The sequence below is a fragment of the Halodesulfovibrio oceani subsp. galateae genome, assembly GCF_055397225.1.
This window is the reverse complement of record NZ_AP042453.1, coordinates 1,357,300-1,370,332: the sequence shown is the minus strand read 5'-3', so window position 1 is coordinate 1,370,332 and position 13,033 is coordinate 1,357,300. Positions and strand designations below refer to the sequence as shown.

The following is a 13,033-nucleotide window of genomic DNA, read 5'->3' as shown; positions in this document are numbered from 1 at the left end:
CAGATTTCTTCAAAAACAACAAAAAAGACGCTTTTTAGATGCTTACATCGACGATCATTTGAAAGACAACTCACTAAAAATTATGGGCTTCGACTTATTTCAAATTTCTTAGATAATGTTCCATTATAACTGTTCCAAGGAGCGGTTTACGCCATCACTCCAGCAAAGTTAAAGATTGACTGATACGGTCTCGTGGTTGTCCTTTCATATGTCCGTAGTAGGTAATGTAAAAACAATTGGTATAATTAGGAGAGGGACAAAAGAAATGGATGCCAGAACGAACCATATTCCATAATGATCAGCAACTGAGCCTAAAAGAGGAGCGACAAGACCACCTATGGAAAAAGCAACTCCAAGTGTCATGCCCGAAGAAAATCCAATATGGTTTGGAAGATATTTTTGTCCGCTCACAATTGTCGGCCCATAAGTCATTAACAGGAACGCACCTGTAGGAATAAGAAGAAGAGTCGCAATATGAACATTATCAAACCATGCTAGTGCAGGTAAACAAGGACTTAGACAAACGCACCCCAAAATGATGATTTTGACATGTCCAAAACGATCCGCAAGCTTTCCCCCGAGCAAAGTCCCAATGACTCCTGACATGGAAAATACTGTCAATGCTGCAGCACCAGCAGTTTCAGATTGATGAAGAACTTCGACCCAATACAGTGGAATAAACGTTATTAGTCCATAAAAGACAATCGACTTACCAACGATAGTTAACGTAAGTTTGATGAATGCGTTCCAATTGTCTTTTTTGGGAACTGCTTCTTTATGTGTGACAACAATATTTTCAATTTTCTCCAAAGACTCAAAAGAGGAAGATTGTGTGAGTATTAAAAGAATAGTGATACTTGCCGGAATCAACATCACGATTGATCCTTCAAGCCCCCAATGAAGAACAGATGTTGTAATTAGCAGAGGCCCCAGAGCAAAGCCAAGGCTGCCCCCAACACCAAAAATACTCATAGCTGTTGCTTTTTTTAACCCACCCGCAAAATTTACATAGCGAGCGGCTTCAGGATGAAATGCAGCACTGCCAACTCCACAAAGAACAACCGTACTTATTAAAGCAAGATAGCTAGGGGCAAAGCCGATCATTGCAAATCCGCTACTTGCCAGAAAAAGCGCTGCGGGAATAATCCATTTGTAAGAAAGTCGATCTGCTAAATACCCGAACAGGGGTTGAACCATTGTCGAAGTAAGTGTGAAGGCAAACACGATTCCTGTCGCAGCCGTATACGATAAGTCGTTTTGCGTAATCAAAAATGGCAATAACGCAGCGATTGCCCCTTGATTAAGGTCGTTTGTTAAGTGCCCTGCTGACAGCATTCCAACCATTCGAATATTCATGCTATTATTCCAGATTTATAGATAAATTAAACGTTTCAATAACGTACAAATTTACTTTATCAACAAATCGCTATATCTTTCTCGCGATATGAAGACAAAAACTATCTCAAATCAGACAAACACATATGGAGAGGACTTTCCTGACCGGTTGATGGATAGTCCACATAGGATAATTGCTACACAAGCCGACTATCCAGACGGACTTTCATATCCATTTCATCACCACCCTCCCATTCAATTTTTGTACGCTTCTGAAGGCGTAATGACGGTAACAACACCCCAAGGTATTTGGGTTGTTCCACCCTTTCGTGGTGTTTGGATTCCTTCAGAGACCAAACATCAAATATTCGCTCCCGGGCATCTATCTTTGCGCTCACTTTACATAAGGCCAGAGACAATCTGTGATCTTCCTACACAATGTTGTGTGGTATCCGTTCCACCTCTTCTCAGAGAGTTGATTCTTCATGCGGCTGGATTCCCAATAGACTATCTTCATAATAGTCCAGAGGAGCGGGTTATGGATGTCATTTTAGATATGATTCAAACTTTAGACACAGCCCCTTTGCAGCTGCCAGTGCCTCAAGATGAACGCCTTCTTAAGATCACTGCTCACATTATCCAAAATCCAGCAAGCCAAAGACGCTTGGACGAATGGGGGCATATGATCGGGGCAACGAGCAGAACTTTAACCCGCCTGTTTCATAAAGAAACTGGGATGAGTTTCAGCCAATGGCGACAACAGGCTAGACTGTTAGAAGCCTTACGGCAATTAGCGTGTGAAGAATCAGTAACTTCCGTTGCTATGAACCTTGGATATGATAGCGTGAGTGCATTCGTAGCGATGTTTCGGAAAAACCTTGGAAGCACTCCGGGGCAGTATTTCAATTCCCCACCATATAAGTGAGGAATTGAGAATAAGATTAGGAAGGGAGAAGACTGATATAGAAAGTAATCTTCTTTAACAGCCAAGAAAATATAACGTTTTGACACCACCCAAGCCGTAGGCTCTTTGGAAGAATTACAATGCGCTGGAATTGACCTGATCACAGCGAGCGCCATGTGTTGCTAGTATTTCCCGCGCAATTCCAGAGTTTGTAGCATCTGATAAAGTTGACGTTCTGTCTGCACAGCACGGCTATCGTACACTCCGACAAAAGCGTATCCATAACGTCCTACAGTTTTGTATCCGATAAACACCGTAACGGGGCTTCCCCTATACTTTCCTCTGTAAACAACAACAGAATCTATGACACTTTGGCTCACCTTCTTCTGTTGCCCACCGGACTGTATAAAGGGAAATTCTTTTTTAAGATCCGAATTCATATAATCAGTAAAAACTTGTCTTGAAAGATTAGTACTCCAATCGACAGCCATAAGCGAAGCCATTCCGTATCCATTAGCCGACTCTGCATGGACTGTTGTTGATGCACCATCCATATTTTCAACATATTTCCAGTCAGATGGAATTTGTATGGAAAATCCAGCAAGATCACTTGTTATTACCTGATCAATTTTCTGTTTTTTTTTAGTTATTGAATCGTTTTTAGATTTCTTTGAGTCCGCAAGGAGGTTAAAAATGACGAGGGACTGTTGATTCTTTGTTTCTTCAAACTCTGTTTCAAGTCCATTTTGCATTGCCTCAGCACTATTCTTTTTTATTTCACGATAGTCTTGATAATAAAGTACGGATAATGACCTGACATCATTTTTCACCTCAACCCAATCAAAAAATGATAATGACCAGCCTGCAAGAGTGATCCATAGCAATACGATTATCCAATACAATATTGGTGCATTATCGCGAGGAACATCTTCTAACAAATAAGTTTGTCGGTTTTTTATGTCTAAGAGTGCCCATAGTGTAAAAAGCACGCCCCACACCCAATACCAATCAAAAAGCAGTCCGATTGCGATTAAAGTTAACCCTAAAATTGAAAGCCAGTATTTAGGCTTGCGTGTTAACATGGAACTTCCCGGTGAAGTTTGTTTCTGATCATTCAAGGTTGTGGTGCTTTTTGAACGAATTTTTTCATATTCATTATACTTTATTCTGTCGCTTAAAGACGGTGAAGTGACAGTCTTTACCCCTTTTGTACGTTCAATCTCTCTCCAGAACCACTCGGTACCTTCTTCAAGTTGTTTTGTAGTCATCCCCTTGGGTTGAAAAACAGCATTGCTGCCATCATAACGTGCCCAATCTTTAGTTAGAATACGCCCTTCTGCTTCCATTTGAGCAAATTGCTTTGTTCCGGGGAATGGAATGAGGATAACTGCTTCAACGCTGTCGATACCTATCTGCTTGCAAAACTCCAAACTCTCTTTAAAAATATTTGGCCCATGAGAATCAAAACCAAAAATCATAGAAGATAAGATCGATATGCCGTGATGATGGAATACTGCAATTTTATCTCGGATAGATTCTGGATCTACGAAGCCTTTGCCAGTGCCACTCAAGGCATCTTTTGAAGGTGTTTCAATACCGATTAATAATTCTCGACAGCCACTTTCAGCAGCTGCCTTCAGAAGCTCTTCATCGTCTGCGAGCTTAATTGTGGCTTCTCCTACCCAGTTAATATTGAGAGGCTTAAGTGCATTAAATAATTCCAGTGCATACTCTCTATCTGCTGCCAGATTATCCGAATGAAGTTCAACCCAGTTCGTAGGTAACGCTTTAATTTCTGCAACGATATTTTTAACAGGACGTCGCCTGAATTGATTGCCGAAAAACGGTGGAATCACACAAAAATCACACCTGTGTACACACCCTCTGGTAACAAGAACAGACCATATGTGTTTGTACCGCGATGGAGGTATCAAATTCACTGGATACGGCTTGAGTGTTGCCAAATCAACAGGAGTTTTCCGTTGGTAACATTTAGCTAACACACCTGCTTGATAATCTCTGAGTAGTTCTTCCCACACCCCTTCTGCTTCCCCAAGCAACAATGTATCACAATGTGGTGCTGCTTCTTCAGGCATAAAGGAAGCATGTAGACCTCCAAGTACTACGGTGTATCCCTTCTTCTTGTACTTCTCTGCCAATGCATACGCATGAAAAGCATCAGGCGTATGAAAAAAAATAGCCACTATATCGGCCTTAACTCTAAAGTCTGGGCGCATATCTATTGTTTCATCGCAAAGCTTGACCCCAATATCGAAAGGTGTAGTCGCAGCTACGGAAAATATATTCTGTGGAGGTGACCCAAGAGCCTTTTTATACTCTTTAAAAGGACCCGGGGCTGATGCTTTTATTAAATATACATTCATCTTATTTCTCCATGCGCGATAACTGGTACTACATTTTAAGCGAGGTTGCTCCCGATACGAACAACGATACAATATGTTCTGCTAACCAAGTACTATCCTGCATATTCGACACAATCGTAGGTGAAAGCCCCTTAGTATGCACACCATAGAATCCAAAGGCATCCATTAATCCAAAGAGTGAAAGTGCAGAGAAATGCGTTTGTGGGTGGTCTTCTGGTTTCTCGAGAACCTGAGCTACAATTTTAGATAAAAAATGCAGTTCAGAATAAAAATATCGCTGAATAATATCGTTGGATATTGCTTCTGGAGCTACTGTATTTCGAGAAACTAAAGCTACTCGCCATTCTTGTCCTTCTTGTGTGGCATATCCTTCTACACAGCCTTGAACGTATGCGAATAACGCTTGAGTAGAAGGTAGCTTGAGTAACGTCTGCTGATCTTCTTTAGTTGTTGCTACACTTCGACATGCATCTTCAAGCACCCCCACGTATAAGGCTTCTTTATTTTTAAAATGGTAGTTTAACGCACTTAAATGGGTATCAGCTGCACTTACAATCTCGCGCACAGTTACTGCTTTAAAGCCTTTTTCCGCAAAGAGTTGCCCTGCTGCTTCGATTATTTTGAGGCACGTGATTTCTGAATTTTTTGAAGTCCCCATAATTTCCTCCATATTTTGCAAACTTAAACATCTGATGGCGTTTTGAATAAGTATTCGAACATTTGTATCGAACACTTGTTCGATACGCAATGAGTTTTTTGGATTTGATTCTCATCGGCTAGAGATTTTGGCAAAATTTTCGATTCTTAAATGAAATTGTGGTGCAATTGCTCATTACAATCAGCCCAATGAGGAACCTATTTCAACCCATTTCAAGAGAAATTTTGTTCTTGATCCATCTACTGTTGGCGACTTCATAGTGTATTCCGGCTGAACTGAAGAGAAATAAATTTAGTCTGACACTGTGTCATATGCATAAAAAACAAAAAGCTAATCAACGAGTGCTTACACATCGCTGTTAGCTTTAATTAAACAGAATCTCACATTGAACCGTATTGATCCGTCGCGCACTTACTGTAGAGCTAGCCCCTTTGTTGATCATAAGTAAATCAAGATGTTAGAGAGTGATAAAACAAGGCTGACTCTACCCCGAGAATAAGTTTTTATGGCACTCCCTCTGTGAAAAAAATGGCTACTTGACCCGTATATAAGTGTAGACCTTATCCTCTTCTGCCTAACAACAAACGAGGTAAGAATGTTTACAAAACACTTTATTAAAAAATTTACGCTTTCTACCCTTCCTGTTCAGGCAAAGGGAATCATGTTCGCGCTGATAGCCACAGCTCTGTTTGCGACAGTCTCCGTGCCGGTCAGAATTCTTAGTGAACGAATTGGGATTTTTCAAATTTTATTATTTCGACAAGCTATATTTATTACCCTGATGCTGCCATCAATCTTTGTTGCCGGACGTTCCGTACTTCATCCACAAATGATCCACTTGCACGCACTCAGAATTATAGGAGCATTTTTAGCACTCTCTCTAAACTTTTTTACCTTAAGTAATATTCCCTTAGCAGACGCAACGGCACTCAGTTTTACGCAAGTACTTCTTGTTACAGTTATATCAAGTGTGTACCTTGCTGAAAAAATAGATACGGCACGAATCATGACTGTATTATTTGGTTTTTGCGGAGTGCTACTGGTTGTTCAACCATCATTTGAAAGCGCTTCTTTTCTCTACACACTTACGGGCTTGGGCGGAGCGTTTGGAGCCTCGTTGGCTGTAACATGTGCCCGACGCCTTGCTCTTACAGAATCAAAAGTGATTCTACTTGCGTATCAAGCATTTTTTGTCGGGATTATTGCACTGGTACCCAGTATCCCAACATGGCAATGGCCTACAGCAAACGAACTTGTCCTACTTATTCTCGTAGGGGGCATTTCATCACTCGGCCAATGGTTTACTGTAACCGCGTTTACCATGGCAGAAGCTAATGTGGTTTCAAATGTTGAGTATTCAAAAATTGTTTACTCGCTGTTTATCGGTTATTGGATGTTTGCAGAAACGCCTGACGAGCTGGCAATAGCAGGGGCACTGATTATTATACTGAGCCCTTTTCTCCCTAGTGCATTCAGATTTACTAGAAAACGAAATCGCCAAACAGCGTAACCACGGAAAGAAAATGTCGCATCGAGCCCACAAACTGAAGACTTCTACCCTCAATGCAAAATTAAAAAGCTACCGTAGAGGGATGCTTGCCATAAGCCCGTTAACAATCGGAGCCATCCCCTTTGCGATTATATACGGAGCGATCGCGGCCGATTTAGATATATCTCTAGCTGGGACAGTTGCCATGTCCGCGATTGTTTTTGCGGGTTCAGCGCAGTTTGTCGCTCTGGGAATGCTTGCTGTCGGAAGCGGACCATTACTCATCATTGCAACTTCTATTATTGTTAACCTGCGTCACCTGCTTTATTCCGCATGGCTTGCTCCTCACCTCGCCTCTCTTTCGATAAAATGGCGTGCACTACTCTCTTTCGGATTGACCGATGAAGTATTCGCTGTAATGAGCCAGCATTATAGCAAAGAACAAACCGACAACAGTCATTGGTTCTTCCTTGGAACGACTTCCACTCTCTGGTTTTTCTGGACGTTGTCGTCAACGGCAGGTCACATTTTAGGTTCAGAACTGCAAAGCCTAAATGAGATGGGATTAGAAATTGCGATGCCTGTGACTTTCGGAGCTATGGTCATCGTGATGATAAAAGACAGGGCTACTTTGTTTGCAACCTTAACCGCCTGTGTATGTGCATATCTTGCCAGAAATCTTCCGCATCAACTTGGATTCATCTTGGCAACGACACTCGGAATTCTTTGCGGTTGTATTGTGCCCACCTGCTTTTCACAGCGAAAGGACAAGAAATGACATATACCATAATCGGCATGGCAATTACGGTATTTGCCCTGCGCTATCTACCAATAGGACTTGCTGGGCGTTACCGTATGCCTGAAGCGATTGAACGGGCATTAATCTTTGCTCCCCCCGTAGCCCTTAGTGGAATTGTAGTGACAACTGTTGCTGGAATGCTGGAAAAAAACAGCACCCCACACCATGTGACAGCAATATTTTCGAGTCTTGCAATCGCGTTTGCTTTAGCTCGTTTCAAACAGAATCTACTACTTCCCATTTGTGCTGGTATACTCACATATTTCTTATTGAAATGAGCACCTAGACTCTACTCAGTTTAACTGTCAATTCTCACAACCATTACGAAAACATAAATAAGTTAGACGACATGCACAAAGCCCTCTGCCCTCAGAGGGCTAACAGCGCTCAACTTTTCTATATAGAAAACGTCTAACCTTTCACTTCGTAACGTGTTGAATTTCAAATTTCATTAAAAAGGGCTTTACGACATAAATCGTAAAGCCCGAATAAGACATTATCTTTCCGTTACAAGCTGTTACTCACTACAAATACCTAAATCCTGCCAAGCCCCCCATTGTCCATCCGAACCAGGTTCGGTGCTTTTTGTCCACCACTTGGCTTTCCAATTATGTCCGTTGAAAGATGCCTGATTACCCGCCACATACACTTTGTTGGCCTGCCAAGCCGTAATAGTGCATTCAGCTTGATTACCTCCAGTCTGCCCGCCCGAAGGAGGGTCAACTGGACTTTCACCACCAGTAGAAGGTGGCGGAGTTACGGATGTATTTCCACCGCATGCCCCAAGGTCTTTCCAGACTCCCCAAGCACCGCCAATGCCGGGTTCGTTACTCTGGGTCCACCACTGAGCTTTCCATTGGTGCCCGTCTAAAGATACTTGATTGCCTGTGGTGTACACTTTACTGGATTGCCAAGCATCACCAGTGCACACATTACCAACAAAAATAGTTACCGAAGCAGAATTTCCCACAGCTCCTGCATCATCTGTGGCTGATGCCGAGAGTTGATACGTACCTGTTTTTACGTCAGCTATTGTTATATTAAAAGGTAATGAAGCGTCGACACCTTGAGAAATACCATCCAGAAAAAATTCAACCACGCCTACCGAGCCATCATTGTCACTAGCCGTAACTTGGACGTTTACATCGGCTCCTGCTGTAAACACCGACTTATTAGTCGGAAACGAGATGGCTACTGTAGGAAAACTGTTTCCTAAGTCGTCCTTCACGTATTTCTGAAAAACCTCAGTAAACGCAAATTCTTTTTGAGCCACTCCGCTACAAGTTGCGGAGAGAGAACCCGGGCAACCGCCGTTATCACGACCGGTAGACCACATCGAGAGCATTCCTACCCAAGACAACTGTTCAGGTGCTACAGCCCATTCGTAAAGCTGCTGTGCATCTTTCAAGTAAAATCGTTCTGAAGTTACGTCATTTTGACCAATCATTGGTGTCATACCAATTTGGGTGTTCACGCCAAGTTCAACCATCTGACGATGCGTATTGGTGGCTGCATCAATGGCATATTTCCCCATCTTACCTTCAGGGCTAGGTGCCGGATAATCGCCGTAGTCCATAGCCATGACATTTACCAGATCTACGCGAACTCCGTTTTGCTTGGCATTTTGAATAATAAAAAGTCCCTGCCCCGTGAGTCCTTGAGGCAAAACCGGCAGACAATACGCTACCTTAAGTTCAGGATTTGCAGCTTGAAGACCGACAATAGCTTTGTTTCGGCGATCAATGGAAGCGCGATCTGCTACAGCCGCTCCTTCAATATCAAAGTCAACCCATGTTAACTTGTACATGTCTATCACAGATTGATACGCGGCCTGAAGTTCTGCAACATTGCCATGCTTCAATGCCAACTCGGTACCGCTTGCGCCACCAAAGGAAACAATTACATCACCGCCGGCTCTTCTAACGGCTTCAACTTCTTCTAAATAGAATTTATCAGCCACCGGATAATATCCGCCCCAAGAGGGTTTGCCTGATGTGTCACTGACGATAAAGGCAAGTGTCGTATAGTTCTGAGAAGTCTTTTTTTGGTAATCAGAAATAGAGAAGGTAGGCCAGCTACATACATCAACGTACGGAGCAAATATTTTGGAAGGAAAAGCCGCCAAAGAAGAGACGACAGATGTTGCAAGTAATGCCACAGAGCAAAGGATTAAGAGAATATTTTTCATCAGCATTCCTTTTCGATAGGGATGAAGGCCAATATTATAGCCTTCATCCCCTCGATCAAGCCCGACTCAATCGTGGTGTTAACCCGTGAACCGGACTAACACGTTTTTATTTAGAGCAAATGCCCAGGTCTTTCCATGGGCCCCATGCACCACCAGTTCCTGGCTCATTGCCACGGCTCCACCATTTCGCTTCCCAAATGTGTCCATTATGAGAAGTACGGTTTCCAGCTACATATGTAGCGCTTGTAGACCATGGCGTGGCTCCGCCGCACTGCGAGTCCTGAGTGATAGTGGCATTGGTTTGGATAGTAGCAATTGCGCCATCCCCGTCAGTCACCGTGAGACGTACCGCATATTTTCCTGCAGATGTGTAGGTATGACTTACGGACTTACCTGTAGCTGATGCTCCGTCGCCAAAGCTCCAAGCGTAGCTGTAGACACCGTTGCCACCAGACGCATTACCCGACATGGAGACAACCTTGCCAGCTTTACCCGAGTAAGGCCCACTTGAGAATGCACTTACAGGATCAGGTGTAGGAGTAGTATCATCCTTAGTGACAGTGATCACTGTCGTAGCGCTTACTAATCTTCGTTTACCGTCAAATACGTTAACAATGGTTGGATAAACACCCTCGGTGGTAAAGGTATGGGTCACAGGATTTCCTGTCCCCATTCCACCAGGGCCGAAGCTCCAAGAGTAATAATAAGGCGCAAGGCCTCCCTTAACAGTGGTCTCAAGTTTGAGGGATTCTCCTACTTTCACAGAATATGAAGCAGGCAAGCTCGCAGAAAACTCAACAGGCTGTGTGCCTTCTGTGACATAAGCAGTTGCACTTGTAGAAGCTTTCATTCCAGAGTTATCCGTCACGTTCACAACTACTGGGTATGTACCCTTCGTGCCATAGATGTGGCTCACTGGGTTTCCAGTGGCATTACTTCCGTCACCGAAAGTCCATGTGCATGTATAAGGAGCCTTGCCTCCTGTAATGGAAACTGAAAATGAAGTGCTGGCTCCGGCCTTTGCTGAAACAGTTCTAGCCATGCTGACCGCAAGTTTAGGGACAGGATTTACGGAAGATTCATTTGCGAAGACTTCATTGATCTTGTTCACCAATTCGGACTTTACATTACTGTATTTCACAAGCTTGGGACCATATTTAGTAGCTGTTCCACCAAGTTCCAAGTCTCCGTAAACAGTCCAGACAATGGTTCCGCCAAAGCCGTTATCTACAATGTATTTAGATTTTACGGCAACGGATTCAGGATTTTCAAAGCTTAAGAAGTAGTTGCCATTGGTAAGGTAAGGAACTTCGGCTTCTGTATCCCAATGGTAGGTCCAACCACTTCCAGAACTCAATGCTTTCTGTTTAACAAAGAAGTAGTTAGGAGTGCCGTCGTAAACTTCCTTAGGCCAGTTGGTGTAATCAGCACTTGTGACAATATTGCCATCAGGTTGGATAAATTCATCACGCTTTACTGTAGGCTTGTTTACCTCTGCACCATCTTGGCAAATTACACCGCGGCCATAGAATGGAATGCCCATGTTTACTTTTTCACGGGGGATTCTTGCACTAATAATGTAATCGCGAAGGGCGTCCCAGTTAAATCGGGAAAAGTCAGAGTTGTTGTAATCGTGGACGTTAGAGTTGAATCCTGCTTTATCAGACCAACCACCGTTAAAGTCGTAGGTCATGAAGTTAAAGAGATCCATAACCTTATCCAACTCAACCCAGTCAAACCCTTTCAGTTTTTCAGAATCAACAGAAAAAGCTGCGGTCAGGAGTTTGTCATTTCCGATTGCGGCTCGGATTTCGCGCATGAGAGTAAGGAAGTTTGCGTAATCAGCTTGTTTGCCGGTGAAGTTCATGCCTGTAAAAGGCCCTGGATATTCCCAGTCGATATCAACACCGTCAAAGCCCATATCGATGAGCTGCTTAACACCTTTTATGAAGTTAGCACGCTTGGCAGGGCTAGCGGCTACATCAGAGAAGTGTCGGCACATGCTCCAACCACCGATGGATGCTACAAGCTTTACGCCGTTGGCATGAGCCTCGGCGATAAGACCTTTTGCACCACCTGGCTTAGGTAAAGGAAGGGGTAAGGGCTGGTTATGTACACCCCAGGAAGGGTTAGACCAAGTAGATGAGCCTGCGGTTGTTTGAAAACCAAGAGCATTGGCTTGCTTGGCTACAGATTCGTTTATCCACCAAATTCCCTGCATCTCGCCATAAAGAATATGGAGGTCAAAGCTGCTGTAGACATCTGTATTCAGAAGACCTGCTGGTTCCTGAACCGTGCCCTCTTTGTAAATATTTTTATTTCGGAAATCTCCGCTGTGCAAAGAACCGTCTTTGGCCACACCGAAAAAAGCGAAGTTGAGTATTGTGTACTTACTGAAATCCACATTCATATGTGTAAGGGCACCCTGTTGAGGAACCCCTGCTTTTTGCTCTTTCCAAGCATCCCAGTTTGTGATGTACCCCACCACATTTTTACGGTGATCACCGGTATTAGCTGAACCACCAGTGTTAACAGCAGCAAAAGCTGTGCCCACGAAAAGGGAAATAAAGAATGACAATGTAACAAGCCAGGTAACGGGATTATGTCTTGTAAGACAACTCAAGAGTTTTTTCATGGCATCTCCTACCATTTTGGGATCAAACCCATAGTTACCCCCTAGCCCCCGTGTTCGGTTCACACACAGATGTGTTTTGCTTTAGCAAAAGACAACATCTGTTGAGTACCTCCTTTTGGCAATTTCATACGTTTTGCAGAAATGATTACAACATGCTGTTTTTTCTTTATAAAAAGGAGAAAAGAAAAATTCTGAATGCAATCAAACTGTTTTAGGACCTCATCCCTCCTAGTCATAAGTTAAATTGTTCATTGGTAAACATGAAATCAAATTGGTTTTCAAAAGGTTTACTATTACTGCCAGCTATAAATACAAACCTTACAGACACTTTGATTTCAAATACTCAAGCCTTTTCCATCGTTAGAAAGCGACAAAATTGTTCTTCATTGCCCTCTAAGATATCTCATCGAATGTTTTTGAAACTTAAAATATTGTAGTAAATTTTTTTACATATGTTTTTTTAAGCAAAACAAAAATTTTACATAGTAAAAGAAGAAAAAAGTTATTTTAATTAAAGCAACAAAAATTATTCTGCAAACACATATACATTCATATTTATTTAGGTCAAGTAACCAAGTAATTTTTTGTTTATTTTTTATTTAATACAATTTTAAAAAAAAATTACTTATAACATTAATTTA

General features: G+C 42.6%; 9 protein-coding genes and 1 pseudogene. 5 read left to right on the top strand and 5 right to left on the bottom strand.

The window, feature by feature from the left end; all coding sequences use genetic code 11:
• Positions 1-204: 204 nt before the first annotated feature.
• The gene (locus ACZ5V1_RS06190; protein ID WP_464391108.1) at positions 205-1,356 is read right to left on the bottom strand and encodes an MFS transporter; all 1,152 of its coding nucleotides are present in this window, start codon (positions 1,354-1,356) and stop codon (positions 205-207) included.
• Positions 1,357-1,444: 88 nt separating this feature from the next.
• Between ACZ5V1_RS06190 and ACZ5V1_RS06185 the strand changes: the two are divergent.
• Together ACZ5V1_RS06185 and ACZ5V1_RS06180 are read left to right on the top strand one after the other, a co-directional pair.
• A pseudogene (locus ACZ5V1_RS06185) lies at positions 1,445-1,744 on the top strand (AraC family ligand binding domain-containing protein); the annotation flags it as partial.
• A gap of 129 nt (positions 1,745-1,873) precedes the next feature.
• Positions 1,874-2,260 carry a helix-turn-helix domain-containing protein gene (locus tag ACZ5V1_RS06180; protein WP_464391606.1) on the top strand — a complete coding sequence of 129 codons (387 nt, stop codon included), beginning with the start codon at positions 1,874-1,876 and terminating at the stop codon, positions 2,258-2,260.
• 161 nt (positions 2,261-2,421) lie between these two features.
• Here ACZ5V1_RS06180 and ACZ5V1_RS06175 read toward each other — a convergent pair whose 3' ends face one another.
• Positions 2,422-4,623 (bottom strand): B12-binding domain-containing radical SAM protein, encoded by a 2,202-nt coding sequence (locus ACZ5V1_RS06175; protein WP_464391107.1) that lies wholly within the window; start codon positions 4,621-4,623, stop codon positions 2,422-2,424.
• A 28-nt stretch (positions 4,624-4,651) separates the two neighbouring features.
• The gene (locus ACZ5V1_RS06170) at positions 4,652-5,281 is read right to left on the bottom strand and encodes a TetR/AcrR family transcriptional regulator (protein ID WP_464391106.1); all 630 of its coding nucleotides are present in this window, start codon (positions 5,279-5,281) and stop codon (positions 4,652-4,654) included.
• Positions 5,282-5,876: 595 nt separating this feature from the next.
• Between ACZ5V1_RS06170 and ACZ5V1_RS06165 the strand changes: the two genes are divergently transcribed.
• Genes ACZ5V1_RS06165 through ACZ5V1_RS06155 form a run of 3 tightly spaced genes read left to right on the top strand, consistent with a single transcriptional unit; the run spans position 5,877 to position 7,847 of the window.
• Positions 5,877-6,791 (top strand): DMT family transporter, encoded by a 915-nt coding sequence (locus ACZ5V1_RS06165; RefSeq protein ID WP_464391105.1) that lies wholly within the window; start codon positions 5,877-5,879, stop codon positions 6,789-6,791.
• Positions 6,792-6,804: 13 nt separating this feature from the next.
• The gene (locus tag ACZ5V1_RS06160; protein ID WP_464391104.1) at positions 6,805-7,548 is read left to right on the top strand and encodes an AzlC family ABC transporter permease; all 744 of its coding nucleotides are present in this window, start codon (positions 6,805-6,807) and stop codon (positions 7,546-7,548) included.
• The gene (locus ACZ5V1_RS06155) at positions 7,545-7,847 is read left to right on the top strand and encodes an AzlD domain-containing protein (protein WP_464391103.1); all 303 of its coding nucleotides are present in this window, start codon (positions 7,545-7,547) and stop codon (positions 7,845-7,847) included. Before ACZ5V1_RS06160 ends, ACZ5V1_RS06155 begins: the two co-directional genes overlap by 4 nt.
• A 239-nt stretch (positions 7,848-8,086) precedes the next feature.
• Here ACZ5V1_RS06155 and ACZ5V1_RS06150 read toward each other — a convergent pair whose 3' ends face one another.
• Both ACZ5V1_RS06150 and ACZ5V1_RS06145 read right to left on the bottom strand, forming a co-directional pair.
• Positions 8,087-9,757, bottom strand: coding sequence for a carbohydrate-binding protein (locus ACZ5V1_RS06150; protein ID WP_464391102.1), 1,671 nt, complete (start codon positions 9,755-9,757; stop codon positions 8,087-8,089).
• A 106-nt stretch (positions 9,758-9,863) separates the two neighbouring features.
• Positions 9,864-12,392 carry a glycosyl hydrolase family 18 protein gene (locus ACZ5V1_RS06145; RefSeq protein ID WP_464391101.1) on the bottom strand — a complete coding sequence of 843 codons (2,529 nt, stop codon included), beginning with the start codon at positions 12,390-12,392 and terminating at the stop codon, positions 9,864-9,866.
• Between the last annotated feature and the right edge of the window lie 641 nt (positions 12,393-13,033).

Coding starts and splice junctions, on each gene's coding strand:
- ACZ5V1_RS06155 (WP_464391103.1), top strand. CDS start 7,545: ATGACATATACCATAATCGGCATGGCAATTACGGTATTTGCCCTGCGC.
- ACZ5V1_RS06190 (WP_464391108.1), bottom strand. CDS start 1,356: ATGAATATTCGAATGGTTGGAATGCTGTCAGCAGGGCACTTAACAAAC.
- ACZ5V1_RS06150 (WP_464391102.1), bottom strand. CDS start 9,757: ATGAAAAATATTCTCTTAATCCTTTGCTCTGTGGCATTACTTGCAACA.
- ACZ5V1_RS06145 (WP_464391101.1), bottom strand. CDS start 12,392: ATGAAAAAACTCTTGAGTTGTCTTACAAGACATAATCCCGTTACCTGG.
- ACZ5V1_RS06170 (WP_464391106.1), bottom strand. CDS start 5,281: ATGGGGACTTCAAAAAATTCAGAAATCACGTGCCTCAAAATAATCGAA.
- ACZ5V1_RS06175 (WP_464391107.1), bottom strand. CDS start 4,623: ATGAATGTATATTTAATAAAAGCATCAGCCCCGGGTCCTTTTAAAGAG.
- ACZ5V1_RS06160 (WP_464391104.1), top strand. CDS start 6,805: ATGTCGCATCGAGCCCACAAACTGAAGACTTCTACCCTCAATGCAAAA.
- ACZ5V1_RS06165 (WP_464391105.1), top strand. CDS start 5,877: ATGTTTACAAAACACTTTATTAAAAAATTTACGCTTTCTACCCTTCCT.
- ACZ5V1_RS06180 (WP_464391606.1), top strand. CDS start 1,874: ATGGATGTCATTTTAGATATGATTCAAACTTTAGACACAGCCCCTTTG.